Raw genomic sequence first — 15,029 nt, 5'->3', positions numbered from 1 at the left:
GGGCATTCAGTTTGCGTGAGCTGGTGATTTGTCGACCAGCTTCACAGAACTGTCAAAATGTCGATGCCGTAAATATAAATAAAAAATAAATGTTAAAAATGGGGAATAATGAATTAATTTCTTTGATCTGGATCAAAATCTATATTTGCAAAAATCGCATCATATTTACATGGATTTAAAAATGCAGCTCAATAGCTAAGCAGTCGATTAAAAAATCAGTGCATCGCGGTTTATTCACACTATTAAGAATAAGAAAGAAAGTCATCAGTGAAGGTCCGGGGCGCAAATCGCATTCTTCTTAACTTGCAGATAAAATACTATGAAACCACTCTCAGCTGTAACTGAACCCCCAAAAGTCGCACCTGCGGCGCCGGGTAAAAAGAAAGCTATCATGCTTGCTCTGCCGGTGCTCGTTGCCGTGTTGCTGTTGCTGGTGCCCACACCAGCCGGACTCGAACCCTACGCCTGGCACTTCTTCGCCATCTTCGTCGGCGTGATTGTCGGATTGATCTTTGAACCCCTGCCAGGCGCGGTGATCGGCCTGACCGGCGTGGTAGTCATCGCGCTGTTCAGCCAGTTTCTGCTCTTCAGCCCGGCTGAACTGGCTAACCCGAAATTCAAAGTCGCCAGTGAGTCGTTCAAATGGGCGGTAAGTGGGTTCGGCAACTCCACGGTCTGGCTGATCTTCGGTGCCTTTATGTTCGCCGCAGGTTATGACAAAACGCAGTTTGGTCGCCGCCTGGCCCTGATTCTGGTGAAGTATCTGGGTCGCCGCAGTCTGACGCTGGGTTATGCCATTACCTTTGCTGACCTGCTTCTTGCGCCCTTCACGCCGTCAAACACCGCGCGCAGTGGCGGTACCATCTACCCGATTATCGCCAACCTGCCGCCGCTTTACGGCTCTAAACCTAACGACCCGAGTGCCCGTAAAATCGGTTCCTATCTGATGTGGGTAGCGATTACCGCGGCCTGTATTACCAGCTCCATGTTCCTCTCTGCGCTGGCACCCAACCTGCTGGCACTGGCACTGGTAAAAAGCATCGTCGGTTTTGATATCTCATGGGGCATGTGGTTCCTGGCCTTCCTGCCGCTGGGTGTGCTGCTGATTCTGACCATGCCGCTGCTGGCTTATTGGTTCTATCCACCTGAAGTTAAAATCAATGATGAAGTGCCGAAATGGGCCATCGCTGAACTGGAAAAACTGGGCAGACTGACCCGCAATGAAATCCTGCTGCTGGTGTTTGTAGTCTGTGCACTGCTGATGTGGATTTTCGCCACCTCGTGGATCGAACCTGCCATGGCGGCGCTGTTGGTGGTCGTTCTGATGTTGTGGACCGGCGTACTGACCTGGAATGACATCACCAGTAATAAACCGGCCTGGAACACCTTTGCCTGGTTCGCCACCCTGGTGGCACTGGCCGATGGTCTGGCCCGCGTTGGCTTTATTACCTGGTTAGGTAAAGAGGGTGGCATGCTGCTGCAGGGTTATGACCCACAGGTTTCGGCCGTGGTGCTGTTAATCGCCTTCTTCCTGCTGCATTACCTGTTTGCCAGTACAACCGCACACACCACCGCGCTGTTACCGGCCATGCTGACCATTGCAGCCTCCATTCCGGGCATCAATATGCCGGTCTTCTGCCTGATGTTATGTACCTCTCTGGGTGTGATGGGCATCATCACGCCATACGGTACTGGTCCAAGCCCGATTTACTACGGCAGCGGTTATCTGCCTACCAAAGACTACTGGCGTCTGGGAACCATCTTCGGTGCCATCTTCTTAGGCTCCATGATGCTGATTGCCTATCCGTGGATGGTGTGGTTGTTCTGACGGATACAACATGCAGATCAACGCGTTATAAGATACCATTCCTGCACTTCCCCACCGCACCCGCGGTGGGGAAGCATAATAAACAATTAATTCGCCTATGATGTTGCGCCCCGCAGCCTGTCCGCGGAGGTTCAGCCGGTCATTAAGTGAGAAAAAATGTCGAACAAGCCTTTTGTCTATCAGAACCCTTTCCCGCTGTCCCACGAAGATACCGAATACTATCTGCTGAGTCGTGAGCATGTCTCCGTCTCCGAGTTTGAGGGTCAGGAGATCCTTAAGGTCGATCCGCAGGCACTGACGTTACTGAGCCAGCAGGCGTTCCACGACGCCTCTTTTATGCTGCGTTCGGCCCACCAGCAGCAGGTCGCCTCCATCCTTGATGACCCGGAAGCCAGCGACAATGATAAATATGTCGCCCTGCAGTTTTTAAGGAACTCTGAAATTGCCGCCAAAGGCGTGCTGCCAACCTGTCAGGATACCGGCACCGCAATCATCATGGGCAAAAAGGGCCAGCGCGTCTGGACCGGCGGCGGTGATGAAGCTGCGCTGTCACAGGGTATCTACAACACCTATATCGAAGATAACCTGCGCTATTCGCAGAATGCCGCCCTGGATATGTATAAAGAGGTGAATACCGGCACTAACCTGCCAGCGCAGATCGACCTCTACAGCGTGGATGGCGATGAGTACAAGTTCCTCTGTATCGCTAAAGGTGGTGGTTCCGCCAATAAAACCTATCTCTATCAGGAAACCAAAGCGTTGCTGAGCCCGGGCAAGCTGAAAAATTACCTGGTGGATAAGATGCGTACCCTCGGCACCGCAGCCTGTCCGCCCTACCATATTGCGTTTGTCATTGGCGGCACCTCGGCTGAAAGCACCCTGAAAACCGTGAAGCTTGCCTCAACTCACTATTACGACGGGCTGCCCACTGAAGGCAACGAGCACGGTCAGGCGTTCCGCGACGTTCAGCTGGAGCAGGAACTGCTGGAAGCGGCGCAGCAGCTCGGTCTGGGTGCGCAGTTTGGCGGCAAATATTTTGCACATGATATCCGCGTGGTGCGTCTGCCACGTCACGGCGCCTCCTGCCCGATCGGCATGGGCGTCTCCTGCTCGGCTGACCGTAACATCAAAGCGAAGATTAACCGTGAAGGTATCTGGATTGAGAAACTGGAAGCCAACCCAGGCCGCCTGATCCCGGAAACACTGCGCCAGCAGGGCGAAGGTGAAGCGTTGCAGGTTGATCTCAACCGCCCAATGGAAGAAATTCTGGCGCAACTGTCCTCTTATCCGGTTTCAACCCGCCTGTCACTGACCGGCACTATTATCGTGGCGCGCGATATTGCACATGCAAAACTCAAAGAGCGCATCGATAACGGCGAAGGATTACCGCAGTACATCAAAGATCATCCGGTCTATTACGCTGGCCCGGCGAAGACGCCTGAAGGTTATGCTTCTGGTTCACTCGGCCCGACCACTGCCGGTCGTATGGATTCTTACGTGGATCTGCTGCAGGCGCACGGCGGAAGTAAGATCATGCTGGCCAAGGGCAATCGCAGCCAGCAGGTGACGGATGCCTGTCATAAACATGGCGGCTTCTATCTCGGCAGCATTGGTGGTCCGGCAGCGGTGCTGGCGCAGCAGAGCATCAAAAGTCTGGAATGCGTGGAGTATCCCGAGCTGGGAATGGAAGCGATCTGGAAAATCGAGGTGGAGAATTTCCCTGCCTTTATCCTGGTCGATGACAAAGGTAACGATTTCTTCCAGCACATTGAGCGCGCGCACTGCGCGAAATGCGTTAAGTAACGAAAAAGACCTTTAATCGAACTGCCTCCGAAAGGCAGGACGCAGGAGATTTTAAAAATTTCCCCGGCTAATCAGTTTAAGGTTGGCCGGGGAACTCAACATAAATTCGCAACTCTTTTATCTGACAACTTTTCCCGGGATGGCTAACCCCCCTTCAGAACTCACGGGAAAGTGTCAAATATCCGTTGAATCGGACAGAGCACTCATCGTTATTTAGTATGCTGGAGACAATATATACATTTTTTGCGCCTTTCACATTGGTATAGGTGTATTTAACCGTCAGGTTCATTGCGCCGTTATTGTGGTAAATATCGAAGTAATCTTTGAGCAAGAGACCTTTACCTGTTATAGCGTCTTTCTGCGCAAACTGATGCGCTAACGCATCGGAAACGAGGGAAAGATTTAGCACTTCAACTATTGTTTTATCTCGCTCAATCCCATTAACACCTTCTTTGGTTATAGCAGATAAGAGCATCTCCTCGGCATAATGCCCCCGAGCGGCGCATTCACTGCCAGATGTATCTGCTGTGTAACCAGCGAACGGTAACAGAGCCAGGGCCAGACTCAGCACATAATGATTAATCACCGCACCACCTCCAGAATTGCGCCGTAATCTTTACTAACCAGTAAGCGTGTTGATGGTCCCATAATTATGCAGCCAGCAGAGGCAAAACCTCTGATGCCGTGGCGTTTGTCTCCGTGCATCCTGAATGTACCCATATCACGCTCATAAGCGTTGACGCTGAGCGGAACCAGGGTAATTGTGAGCGGGCCTTTGCTGGTTCCGGTACTGCCGATTCTCCAGGTTCCTCGCGGGATTGGACCCATACCACGAACCTGCTCGCGATCAGGATTATTTTTGTTTGTAAGAATACCAGAGTAGCCTGTTTCAATTAACTTGCCATCGCGATATAACTCACCCGTACTTTGTTTATAAATCCATTTAGCCATTGTGATTTCCTTATGCTGTTTTCTGCTCTTCCAGGCTATCGGTGTGTTTAATATTGCCATCTGTATAATGCCAAGCTATTTGTTCATAACGCAGCCCGACATGCTCTACGTGACCGTGCCTTTCAAAATCCGGGTCTTTGGTATCGAACATAACCGTCACGACGTGACAAACCTTCACACACTCGAGTTTCGTTACGAAATACTCCTCTTCCTGACCGTTGTAATTGATGCGGTAGAAGCTGAACACTGCTTTTGCTAGCGTTTCCCCTGTTGTTAGCGCTTTATACAATTGCGGCGATGCGCTATCAATAGTTTTTTCAAAAGTATAAGCCTCATGTTGCCGCGCGCCTGTCACTGCACCTGTTGTGTCGTCCGTGGGAATAAATAAATTATGCTGCATCCCAGTTACCTCAATGCTTCCTTCGCGTTCAGTGACATCGACAGAGCCTTTTATTAACTTCCCTTCTTCATCGTAAAGCCACAGATATACTGGTATAGCCATTTAACACACTCCTTTGTCATATGAAGAGTGATAGTATCCTCCGCCTGCACTCCCATTATGAAATGCTGAATGATATTTAATTAATGGCAATCAATAAAAACGCATATATTTCTCCCTTTTCGGTCTGCTCACGCATCCTATCTTTGCCCTCAGGACACCCTCTTTTACTGTAATCTGAACTTAACCGGGCTGAAGCTATTGAGACGCAGGCTGATGCGTTCAGAATTATAGTGGGGATCCCAGTGTCTATGACCTTTCTCTGCACAACTAATTCTATCTGACTCCTCCAGAATGAAGTCCTGGGATTGAAGCGTGACGAAAAATCTTTTAGCTATCGCGTTATTAAAGCAGTTTCACTTACCCTAAGGACTCTGCACCACATCTGCTGCCCGAAGCTTTTAATGATAATTTGTGATCTGGATCTGCAACCGCAGTTTGATATGAAGCACGGGTGAATCAGCCGCTGATAGCCGCGTAAATGCCTTGACTGACATTTATTAACTCGCGCCGTGGCGGGATTTTCTGAACGACATTCGGACATGACTTCAGTACTGAAGAGGTAAATTATCGGAGAGAGTTAACGCTTTTCGCCGCAAACATAAAATACAGCTACCTCATTGCCCTCTTTTGATTAACGCTGCCACCGGTGCAGTCACGCTGTAAAATACTTACGACCGGCCATTTTCATGAGCGATATTTTCAGACGGGATAACTACATGGCGTATCATCGGCGTTCAGCCTTCAATTTGGTATTTGGCAGTTTTTCAGATAAATAATTGATGAGTAACGGCGTGGGTTTAACAGGCTAATTAATAATGAGCAGAGATTCGGCGACCAACAACCTTGCGCCAACGCCATAACGGGCAGCAGTTTCACGTTAGCCATCCCTCTTATTCCGGGTAATGTCTGACTACCGTAAACTGTAATACAGGAAAAGAGCCTGGACTCTTCCCTGAACTGCGTCTGATTAAGTTGAGTTTCCAACTTTTTGAGGCGGTTTTTTAGCCCCGCAGCAATCGCTGCAACGCCACATCAATCTGCACATCACCTTTGGTGAGTTCGATGATCTGATACTTAATTGCCGGATTTTCGATCAGGCCGACCAGTGTCGCCGCCACATCTTCGCGCGGGATCTCACCATACGGAATCGCCAGATCGGCATGAACCCGACCGGTACCCGCTTCATCGGTCAGCGTACCCGGTCGCAGGATCACCCACTCCAGCTTACTCGCCACCAGCTCCGCATCCGCCAGACGCTTCACCCGCATGTAATTCTCAAATCCCTCTGAGGGTGTTTTGCCGCGACCCGCATCCGGGAAAGCGGAAACCAGCATAAAGCGTGATACTCCCGCCTGCTCTGCTGCGGCAACCGCCAGCTTCAGCCCTTCTCCGTCAATGGCATTGGTCAGCTCGATCCCGGCACCGCCCGCACCCGCCGTGAAGACAGCCACATCGTGACCGGTCATCAGATCTGCCAGTGCCATCACGCTCAGCTGCTGAATATCGCCAGCCACCGGTTTAGCACCAGCGGCATGCAGCGTCTCTGCCTGCTCCGGTTTGCGGTGCAGCGCCGTCACTGTATGGCCTTTACTGCTCAGCTGACGAGTCAGCTTTTGGCCCACTTTGCCCGCTGCGCCGATAATGAAACATGTCGCCATAGGATCCAATCCTCCATTTACTGATTGAGTGCCAGAGTATAGTTATCAGTCAGAAACAAAACAGGCGCCTGATGCGGCGCCTGCTGGGTTATTGCGGGATCACTTTTTCTGCTTTCAGCTTATCAAACAGCTGAGTAAAGGAGTCGAGCGTGCTGCGATAGCCGGTGAAGCCCGCTTTACGGCTCTTACTCATATCGGTAAAGGCTTCCATCGGACGTCCCAGGTCGGCATCGGTATGCCACCAGGAAGCCAGTCTGTTGACATCCGATTCACGCAACTGATGCTGATCTGCAATCGTCTGCCATGCACTGGCGGCTTCCTGCATGCGATCTTCCAGCGGCATCATCTGCGCCGGGTATTCTGCTGCTTCAATGCCGAAATAGTCAGCCAGTTTTGGCCACATCCAGTTCCAGCGGAACACATCGCCGTTTACCGCATTGAAATCCTGATTAGCGGCATTAGGTGAGGTCGCCGCCCAGTGCAGCTGCTCAGCCAGCAGGCCCGCATCGGTCATATCAACGACACCGTTCCACTGCTCAGGTGAGCCAGGGAAGATAAACGGCCAGCCTTTCTCTTTACACAGCGTTGCGTAGACCGCCAGTGTCTGACCCATATTCATCGCATTGCCTACGGCATAACCGATGATGGTGTGTGGGCGATGCACACTCCAGCGGTAGTCATACTTCTCTGCACCAGCGAACACTTCATCTTCCTGCGCGTAGTAGAAGTTATCGACCGGCTGACGGCCCTGCTCTTCACGGAACGGCGTGACTGGCACAGCACCTTTGCCGTAAGCTTCAAACGGACCCAGGTAGTGCTTCAGCCCGGTCACCAGCGCCACGTGCGAACCCTGTAAGCGGTCGCCGAGTGCTTCAATCACATTCCGCACCATGCCGCCGTTAACGCGGATATTCTCTTTTTCATTTTCCTGACGCGCCCAGACGCTAAAGAACAGTGCATCCGGTTTCACTGTTTTCAGCGCGTCACGGACGGCATCCGCATCGGTCAGATCGGCCGTCAGGCTGGTGACACCTTCAGGTACCGCGCCACGTCCGCGTGACAGACCGCTGACCTGCCAGCCTTCCTTCTGTAATTTATCTGCCAGTCCGCGACCAATAACGCCACTGATGCCCACAATCAAAGCATGCTTTTTCATTTGATTTCTCCTCGTTTTGCGTAATGCTAAGCCTAATAGAGAATTCAGTTCTTATCTCTGGCATTTATTCACAGCATTCTCAACCTGAGTTCATTAATCGATGCACGATCATCGCCTCAAAGATATTCTGCCGTTTGTTGCCAGCGTAGAGTGTGGCAGTTTTACCGCCGCTGCGGAGCGTCTGCACGTGACCGGATCGGCGATCAGTAAAAGCGTCAGCCGCCTGGAGACGCGATTAGGCTCGCGACTGCTGGAGCGCACCACACGGAGCCTGCACCTCACCGACGCGGGCAGCGCCTATTACCAGACCTGCCTGCGCATTCTGGAGGATCTGGCCGAAGCCGAAGCGGTGCTGGCGGCACAGCGAACGATTCCTTCCGGTCGCCTGCGCCTGGCAGTGCCCACCACCTATGGCCGCCTCAATGTGATGCCGCTGCTGATGCCCTTTTGTCAGCAACACCCGGAACTGGCTCTGAGCCTGAGTTTCTCTGACCGCTTTGTTGACCTGTTTGAAGAGGGCGTGGATGTGGCGGTACGGATCGGCGGCGCGCCCGACCTGCCTGCTTCGCTTGGCTGGCGTAATATGGGCCGCGAGCAGATGCAGTTCTGTGCCTCACCCGTTTATCTGGCACGTGAAGGACGACCTGAAGATGAGGCGGCGCTGCTGAACCACCGCGCCATCCTTTATGAGCGTGTAGATGGCAGCACCAAACCCTGGCTGTTCACCACCGAAGATGGTCAGCCGCACTGGCGCGAGGTGCCGTACCGGCTGGCACTGGGCGACGTTGATGCCCAGCTGCAGGCTGTCATCGCCGGGCTGGGTGTGGCACAAATGCCCTCGTGGCTGATTCAGCATGCCGTGAAACAGGGCGACCTGGAGATAATTTTGCCGCAGTTGCAGCCAGAGGGGCTGACGCTGAGCGTGGTGTGGCCACGCCGTAAACAGTTCCTGCCTAAGGTCGATGCGCTGTTATCAGCGCTCACCGCGCTGGAAATCCGCTAACCCGCCCTGCTATCTGTTTATCGCGGTTGGGATGTTTCATCCTGACCGCGATCATTTACTCTTTCCAGACGCTGATTTCCCGTTGTTCCGCCCTGCCTGAACCGCCGGTAACTTATCAACCTCCTCTATAACCCGCTTAAATTTAATGTTTTTATTTTCGCCCTGATGGAATCCCATCAAAATAAAAATGGCGGAAGGGTTGAGCTCACATAATGAAAACTAAGTTTCAAATATAATTTAACCCGAAATAAAAATATCAGTAGGGTGATGTCTTCTTCATGTTCTGACGTTTTGTCTTTGCCGTTATTACCAGGAGTATTCATGGAAAAAGAACTTTATATCTCGTCGAACCCGGCATCCGGTCCAAATAGCACCACCCGCACCGAGCCTTTTGTGAAGATTATTGCGCTGGTCGCCACCCTGGGTGGATTGCTGTTTGGTTATGACACCGGTGTGGTCTCAGGCGCGTTGCTGTTTATGCGCGGCGATCTGCATCTCACCCCATTTACTACCGGGCTGGTCACCAGCTCCCTGCTGTTTGGTGCAGCCTTCGGCGCGCTGGCAGCCGGTCATCTGGCTGATGGCCTCGGCAGACGACGCATTATCATTGCGCTGGCGCTTATCTTCGCTTTTGGCGCTGTCGGCTCGGCGCTGGCGCCTGATGTCACCTGGATGATCGCTTCTCGGCTGTTTTTGGGCTTTGCCGTGGGGGGTGCTGCCGCGACCGTGCCGGTCTACATCGCAGAAATCGCCCCCGCCAACAAACGTGGCCAACTGGTCACACTGCAGGAGCTGATGATCGTCAGCGGTCAGCTGCTGGCGTACATCTCCAACGCCACCTTTAACGATATCTGGGGCGGCGAAAATACCTGGCGCTGGATGCTGGCGCTGTCGATTGTCCCCGCTGTTCTGCTCTGGATCGGCATGATTTTTATGCCTGAAACCCCGCGCTGGCACGTAATGAAAGGCCGCAGTCAGGCAGCGCGCGAGGTCCTGGAAAAAACCCGTGCCGCCGAAGATGTCGAGTGGGAGCTGGAAGAGATTGAGGAAACCATTGAAGAGAACCGTCAGCGTGGCAAAGGCCGCCTGCGCGATCTCGCCACACCCTGGCTGATGAAAATCTTCCTGCTGGGCGTGGGTATTGCCGCAATCCAGCAGTTGACCGGGGTGAATACCATTATGTATTACGCCCCCACCATGCTGACCGCCGCCGGACTGAGCAACGATGCCGCGCTGTTCGCCACCATCGCCAATGGCGTGATTTCAGTGGTGATGACGCTGGCGGGCATCTGGTTAATCGGCAAAGTGGGACGCCGTCCGCTGGTGTTAATCGGACAGATGGGCTGCACCTGCTGCCTGTTCTTTATCGGGCTGGTCTGCTGGCTGATGCCGGAATACCTCAACGGCACGGTCAACCTGCTGCGGGCTTATCTGGTGCTGGCGGGGATGCTGATGTTTCTCTGCTTCCAGCAGGGCGCATTGTCACCCGTTACCTGGCTGCTGCTGTCGGAAATCTTCCCCGCCCGGATGCGTGGCATCTGTATGGGTGGCGCTGTCTTCTCACTGTGGATCGCCAACTTCGCCATCTCCATGGCCTTCCCGCTGTTATTAGCCGCATTTGGTCTGGCCGGAGCCTTCTTTATATTCGCGGCTATCGGCATCGGCGGTTCTGTTTTTGTTGTGAAGTTTATTCCCGAGACCCGGGGAAGAAGTCTTGAGCAGGTCGAGCACTATTTCTATGCGCTTTATAACGGCAACGGCAAAAAATAGTGCCTGAAACGTCCGTATTAAATAACTCACGGCCCGCAGCATTACGCTGACTACCCGATTGCTATTAACACTGTACCCCTACATTCAAGGAAATTGTTATGAGCCTGAATATTCCCAACGCGCGCTTTTGTATCAACCGTAAAATTGCGCCCAGCCTCACCCTTCCGCAGTTTTTTAAACTGGTTAGCCAGCTCGGTATCCATAATGTCGAACTGCGTAATGATATGCCCAGCGGCCGCGTCACCGACGATCTCAGCGGCGACGAGGTAAAAGCTCTGGCGCGTGAGTCAGGCATCCGGATTGTGACCATCAATGCGCTCTATCCCTTTAATCAGCTGAATGAAGAGGTGCTGCAACGCACCCGCCAGCTGTTAAGTGATGCGCAGGCGGTCGGCGCTGAATCGCTGGTGCTCTGCCCGCTTAATGACGGCACGCCGATCAGCGCTGCCGACACCGTAAGCGCGCTGAAAACCCTGGCCCCGCTGTTCGCTGAGGCAGGTATTCAGGGGCTGGTGGAACCGCTGGGCTTTCCGCAAAGCTCGCTGCGTTCAGCAACTCAGGCTCAGACGCTGATCCATGAAGCGGGTGTGCCATTCAGATTGCTGATCGATACCTTCCATCATCATCTGTTTGAAGATGCGGAACAGACCTTCGAACAGGAGATCGATATTCAGCAGATCGGTCTGGTTCACCTTTCCGGTGTCACCGACCCGCGCCCGGTTAATCAGCTAACCGACGAAGAACGCATCATGCTCAGCGCGGACGACCGCTTGCGCAGTAAGCAGCAGGTCGAGCGACTGGAGAAGATGGGTTACACCGGCCTTTACGCCTTTGAGCCGTTCTCCTCAGTGATGAACAGCTGGCAGGAAGCGGACATTGCCCGCGAAATTCGCGACAGCATCCAGCTGTTAAACCACTCAGCTTAAGGAATTATCATGACTATTAATATTGGCGTCATCGGCACCGGCGCAATCGGTCGCGAACACATCCGCCGTTGCAGCACTGTGTTACAGAATGCGCGCGTAGTGGCGCTTAACGATATCAACCGTGAAAACTGCCAGCAAATCGTTAACGAGCTGACGCCGGAAGCGCGTATTTATGACAATGCTATCGATCTGATTAACGATCCGCAGGTCAATGCGGTGCTGGTCACCTCCTGGGGCCCGACGCATGAAGCCTTTGTGCTGGCCTGCATTGAGGCGGGTAAAGCGGTGTTCTGCGAAAAACCGCTGGCGGTTACCGCGCAGGGCTGCATGAACATTGTGGAAGCAGAAATTAAGGCAGGACGTCAGCTGGTGCAGGTCGGGTTTATGCGCCCTTATGACAGCGGCTATCGCGCGCTAAAAGCGGTGATCGACAGCGGCGAAATTGGCGAGCCTTTGATGCTGCACTGCGCACACCGCAACCCGGAAGTGGGCGACAGCTACACCACCGACATGGCGATAACCGACACGCTGATCCACGAACTCGATGTGCTGCGCTGGCTGCTGGATGATGATTATGCCAGCGTGCAGGTGATCTTCCCGCGTAAAACCCGTAAGGCGTCGTCACATCTGCGCGATCCGCAAATCGTGCTGCTTGAGACGACCAAAGGGGCGCGCATTGATGTCGAAATCTTCGTGAACTGTGAATATGGTTACGACATTCAGTGTGAAGTGGTGGGTGAAAGCGGCATTGCTCGTCTGCCGGAGCCAGTCTCTGTGCAGCTGCGCAGCGCGGCTAAGCTCTCCACCACCATTCTGACTGACTGGAAAAAGCGTTTTATCGATGCGTATGACGTGGAGTTGCAGGCATTTATCAACAACGTCATCAGCGGTGAGATGACCGGTCCCTCCGCCTGGGATGGTTACGCCGCCGCGGTGGCCGCTGATGCCTGCGTCGCGGCCCAGACTTCCGGTGAAATTGTGCCGGTCAGTATGCCAGCAAGACCGGCGTTTTATCGCTGATAGCAACACTGCACGGCGGCTTCCGCCGTGCATTTTCCTCTGCGTTTCATCTTTTCCAGCGGCTCTTCACGCATCATCGGTAACCGGATAAAGCCCCCAGGCAGGATATTGAGTCATACCGGCCTGAGCGTGCAGCACTGCCCACTGTTAACTCATTATCACGGCGCAGTTATCACAATTGCCACACGCCGATTTTGCGCGCGTCCCTGTGCACTATTGTTACTGGTAACCGGTGCACTCATGCCTAATCCACGTGTGATAATATTTTCGCGCGGTATAGCAGCCCCTTCCGCCCACTGTGCCGCGACTGCGTTAGCTCTTTTTAGCGACAGCTGTTGGTTATAATCTGGTTTGCCGTAATTATCGGTGTGCCCGTCAATTCGCACATGCTTAATACCGGTCGACGCCAGGTTTTTTGCCATCCCCTGAATATTTCTTTTGCTGGAGGGTGTAAGTTCTGATTCGTTTACACCAAACAGGATCTTATCTGATAAGCCCAATCCCCAGCCTTCCATATTTTGAGTGAATCCCGCACGCTTCATCGCTGCGATCTGCGCCTCACTAAAACGTTCTTTAGACTGACAACCGACCAGCGCCAAAATAAGCAGCATCAGGGAAATATTTTTTTTCATCTTTAAGCCTTATTTGTTCGCTTATTTTTGTACATATTCATGTCAGCGCGTTCGAGAATAGACTCAACCGTATCGCCGTGTTGTGACCAGGCGTAGCCAATGGTAACCGAGGTATTTATCGGCGTACCTTCTGCAAGGATGATTTTTTCCATGATGAGGTCATGGATGTCCTGCATGAGTTGCTGTAATTGCTCCTCACTGACCTGACTGCTCACCAGCATGGCAAATTCATCCCCACCTAACCGGGCGACTAGATCCTGTTCAGATGCCAGTGATAGCAGGCGTGCTGCTATCGCTTTTAATACCTCATCCCCGGCGGCATGGCCCCAGTTATCATTGATACTTTTAAAGCGATCGCCATCAAGAAAGAGTAAGGCAAAACGCTCCTCAGCATATTGCTGGTCGAGAAGCCGGGAAAGGTGAGCAGCAAAGGCGCTGCGGTTTGCAAGACCGGTTAACGGGTCCTCCAGCGCTTTGGCTGCCAGCGAGCGATTATCTCGGATAAGCGAAGCCTTTAGCGATTGCATTTCCCTCAGCAACGAATTGAGATCATCTGAAAATAGCTGAAACTCACTCGTCGTGCTCTCCGGTATACGCAAGGAAAAATCACCGGAATGAATCACATAGTGAATCGAGCTGGTAATGTTGCGCAGTGTAGCGAGCATACCCCGATGCAGAAATTCACTCAGCAAAAGGGAGATAATCAGTACACATAGCATACCGCTGGTCAGAATCATGAAGGAGTATCGAATGAAACTCACCGCGCCGGTCACGGTGCCTTCCAGCGTTAATGTACCGACAGCAACGTCAGAGTGAATGATACTGACGTTAAGCGGTTTAAGATAAATCCACTCACGTAATAACCGCGAATACCAGCCCGTCTGCTCCTGCTGAGCATGCCAGTTGACCAGAACAATTTGATCTTTAGTGACCAGTTTCGCAGACGCGTACATCCCTTCATTGCCGAGCCGTGCAATTTTATTGTGCGCATCGTAACTGTCGGAAAAAACGGTCGCAGCGGTTAGCGTGGTGCTGAGGGTTGCGCCGATTAATTCAAGGTTTCGCTTCTCGTAATTTTTAATGAATAGCAGCGACGTCGAAGAGAGCAACAGCCAGCACAACAGTAATATCACCGCAGCGTTGATGGTGCTTATTTTTCGCAGTTTATTGCGTATCGATGATTTGTCATTTCTTAATTTATCGAATTTCATTTTATTCGCTTCTCTCGCGGGACAGCAAAAGCACGTCCGGACTCACCCTGACACCGCTTCTGGCAAGCGAATCAAGGTTAACGGAAAAAAGCGTGTGGCCCGGATGAAAAATCAGGCAAAACGCGGCGCCCCGCGTGCAATCCGCATTGTTCTCCGCGAGGGTAAGGACGGCTCTGCCCTTAAACTGCTGAATCAGGTCCACCTGCTGTTGTGACGTCTGATCGCCGAAATAGACGGCGTCGCATCTGTGCGACGGCAGGTCGCCTGCGCTGGCAAGATAAACAACGGTGAATGTGGCTGCCGCCGAGGAGGCAGAGTCCGGCAAGGAGAGATGCCGGGCTGAAGAAAAAATACATAATTGAGGCGGTTGTTTTAAGCCCGTCCACTGGGTGAAGCTGATAATACCACTGACGATATCATTGGCTTTGCCATCTTTTATTTCGGCACTGGCAATATGAGGAATAAGCAGCAGCAAAATAAGTCCCGTATAAACGAGTTTGCAGATGTGGCGTATGAAAAGCAGCACATGGACGTCATGATGAATTTGATATTTATCGATCATACTGCGT

General features: G+C 52.5%; 14 protein-coding genes. 6 read left to right on the top strand and 8 right to left on the bottom strand.

Annotated elements, in window-relative coordinates; translation table 11 throughout:
• Positions 1-319 precede the first annotated feature (319 nt).
• Both PAG01S_RS14455 and fumA read left to right on the top strand, forming a co-directional pair.
• Positions 320-1,828, top strand: coding sequence for an anion permease (locus PAG01S_RS14455; protein WP_010247273.1), 1,509 nt, complete (start codon positions 320-322; stop codon positions 1,826-1,828).
• Positions 1,829-1,984: 156 nt separating this feature from the next.
• Positions 1,985-3,631: a class I fumarate hydratase FumA gene (fumA, locus tag PAG01S_RS14450; RefSeq protein WP_062759229.1), complete on the top strand. Its 1,647-nt coding sequence runs from the start codon at positions 1,985-1,987 to the stop codon at positions 3,629-3,631.
• A gap of 154 nt (positions 3,632-3,785) precedes the next feature.
• Here the strand turns inward: fumA and PAG01S_RS14445 are convergent, their stop codons facing one another.
• From PAG01S_RS14445 to PAG01S_RS14425, 5 genes are all read right to left on the bottom strand, one after another.
• Positions 3,786-4,217 (bottom strand): hypothetical protein, encoded by a 432-nt coding sequence (locus PAG01S_RS14445; RefSeq protein ID WP_062759227.1) that lies wholly within the window; start codon positions 4,215-4,217, stop codon positions 3,786-3,788.
• The gene (locus PAG01S_RS14440; RefSeq protein WP_062759225.1) at positions 4,214-4,582 is read right to left on the bottom strand and encodes a DUF2778 domain-containing protein; all 369 of its coding nucleotides are present in this window, start codon (positions 4,580-4,582) and stop codon (positions 4,214-4,216) included. Before PAG01S_RS14440 ends, PAG01S_RS14445 begins: the two co-directional genes overlap by 4 nt.
• Before the next feature lie 10 nt (positions 4,583-4,592).
• Entirely contained in the window at positions 4,593-5,084 is a 492-nt protein-coding gene (tssD, locus tag PAG01S_RS14435; protein WP_033760320.1) for a type VI secretion system tube protein TssD, read from the bottom strand.
• Between the two features lie 1,001 nt (positions 5,085-6,085).
• On the bottom strand, positions 6,086-6,742 hold the full coding sequence (locus PAG01S_RS14430) for an SDR family oxidoreductase (RefSeq protein ID WP_062759223.1): 657 nt from the start codon (positions 6,740-6,742) through the stop codon (positions 6,086-6,088).
• An 88-nt stretch (positions 6,743-6,830) separates the two neighbouring features.
• Positions 6,831-7,898: an SDR family oxidoreductase gene (locus PAG01S_RS14425; RefSeq protein WP_062759221.1), complete on the bottom strand. Its 1,068-nt coding sequence runs from the start codon at positions 7,896-7,898 to the stop codon at positions 6,831-6,833.
• Between the two features lie 100 nt (positions 7,899-7,998).
• On the opposite strand from PAG01S_RS14425, the gene PAG01S_RS14420 reads away from it, so the two are divergent.
• The 4 genes from PAG01S_RS14420 to iolG all read left to right on the top strand — a co-directional run bounded on the left by PAG01S_RS14420 (position 7,999) and on the right by iolG (position 12,617).
• The gene (locus PAG01S_RS14420) at positions 7,999-8,901 is read left to right on the top strand and encodes a LysR family transcriptional regulator (protein ID WP_062759219.1); all 903 of its coding nucleotides are present in this window, start codon (positions 7,999-8,001) and stop codon (positions 8,899-8,901) included.
• A gap of 321 nt (positions 8,902-9,222) precedes the next feature.
• Positions 9,223-10,671, top strand: a complete 1,449-nt coding sequence (locus PAG01S_RS14415) for a sugar porter family MFS transporter (protein ID WP_010670306.1) — start codon at positions 9,223-9,225, stop codon at positions 10,669-10,671.
• Between the two features lie 98 nt (positions 10,672-10,769).
• Complete coding sequence (locus PAG01S_RS14410; protein ID WP_033773887.1) at positions 10,770-11,597, top strand: TIM barrel protein; 828 nt, start codon at positions 10,770-10,772, stop codon at positions 11,595-11,597.
• A 9-nt stretch (positions 11,598-11,606) separates the two neighbouring features.
• Positions 11,607-12,617 carry a bifunctional inositol 2-dehydrogenase/D-chiro-inositol 1-dehydrogenase gene (gene iolG / locus PAG01S_RS14405; RefSeq protein WP_010247281.1) on the top strand — a complete coding sequence of 337 codons (1,011 nt, stop codon included), beginning with the start codon at positions 11,607-11,609 and terminating at the stop codon, positions 12,615-12,617.
• 158 nt (positions 12,618-12,775) lie between these two features.
• Here iolG and yfiB read toward each other — a convergent pair whose 3' ends face one another.
• The 3 genes from yfiB to yfiR are packed head-to-tail and all read right to left on the bottom strand — an operon-like array spanning position 12,776 to position 15,022.
• Positions 12,776-13,249, bottom strand: coding sequence for an outer membrane lipoprotein YfiB (gene yfiB, locus PAG01S_RS14400; protein ID WP_062759217.1), 474 nt, complete (start codon positions 13,247-13,249; stop codon positions 12,776-12,778).
• Positions 13,250-13,251: 2 nt separating this feature from the next.
• Entirely contained in the window at positions 13,252-14,460 is a 1,209-nt protein-coding gene (gene dgcN, locus PAG01S_RS14395) for a diguanylate cyclase DgcN/YfiN (protein ID WP_010247285.1), read from the bottom strand.
• A gap of 1 nt (position 14,461) precedes the next feature.
• Positions 14,462-15,022, bottom strand: a complete 561-nt coding sequence (yfiR, locus tag PAG01S_RS14390) for a regulatory sequestration protein YfiR (protein WP_062759215.1) — start codon at positions 15,020-15,022, stop codon at positions 14,462-14,464.
• Positions 15,023-15,029 lie beyond the last annotated feature (7 nt).

This window comes from Pantoea agglomerans NBRC 102470 (genome assembly GCF_001598475.1).
In the GTDB taxonomy this organism is placed as follows: Bacteria; Pseudomonadota; Gammaproteobacteria; order Enterobacterales; family Enterobacteriaceae; genus Pantoea; species Pantoea agglomerans.
The sequence above is the reverse complement of the archived record's forward strand: the minus strand, read 5'-3'. Positions and strand labels throughout refer to the sequence as shown.

Coding starts and splice junctions, on each gene's coding strand:
- PAG01S_RS14430 (WP_062759223.1), bottom strand. CDS start 6,742: ATGGCGACATGTTTCATTATCGGCGCAGCGGGCAAAGTGGGCCAAAAG.
- PAG01S_RS14410 (WP_033773887.1), top strand. CDS start 10,770: ATGAGCCTGAATATTCCCAACGCGCGCTTTTGTATCAACCGTAAAATT.
- PAG01S_RS14440 (WP_062759225.1), bottom strand. CDS start 4,582: ATGGCTAAATGGATTTATAAACAAAGTACGGGTGAGTTATATCGCGAT.
- PAG01S_RS14415 (WP_010670306.1), top strand. CDS start 9,223: ATGGAAAAAGAACTTTATATCTCGTCGAACCCGGCATCCGGTCCAAAT.
- PAG01S_RS14420 (WP_062759219.1), top strand. CDS start 7,999: ATGCACGATCATCGCCTCAAAGATATTCTGCCGTTTGTTGCCAGCGTA.
- fumA (WP_062759229.1), top strand. CDS start 1,985: ATGTCGAACAAGCCTTTTGTCTATCAGAACCCTTTCCCGCTGTCCCAC.
- tssD (WP_033760320.1), bottom strand. CDS start 5,084: ATGGCTATACCAGTATATCTGTGGCTTTACGATGAAGAAGGGAAGTTA.
- yfiR (WP_062759215.1), bottom strand. CDS start 15,022: ATGATCGATAAATATCAAATTCATCATGACGTCCATGTGCTGCTTTTC.
- yfiB (WP_062759217.1), bottom strand. CDS start 13,249: ATGAAAAAAAATATTTCCCTGATGCTGCTTATTTTGGCGCTGGTCGGT.
- PAG01S_RS14455 (WP_010247273.1), top strand. CDS start 320: ATGAAACCACTCTCAGCTGTAACTGAACCCCCAAAAGTCGCACCTGCG.
- iolG (WP_010247281.1), top strand. CDS start 11,607: ATGACTATTAATATTGGCGTCATCGGCACCGGCGCAATCGGTCGCGAA.
- dgcN (WP_010247285.1), bottom strand. CDS start 14,460: ATGAAATTCGATAAATTAAGAAATGACAAATCATCGATACGCAATAAA.
- PAG01S_RS14425 (WP_062759221.1), bottom strand. CDS start 7,898: ATGAAAAAGCATGCTTTGATTGTGGGCATCAGTGGCGTTATTGGTCGC.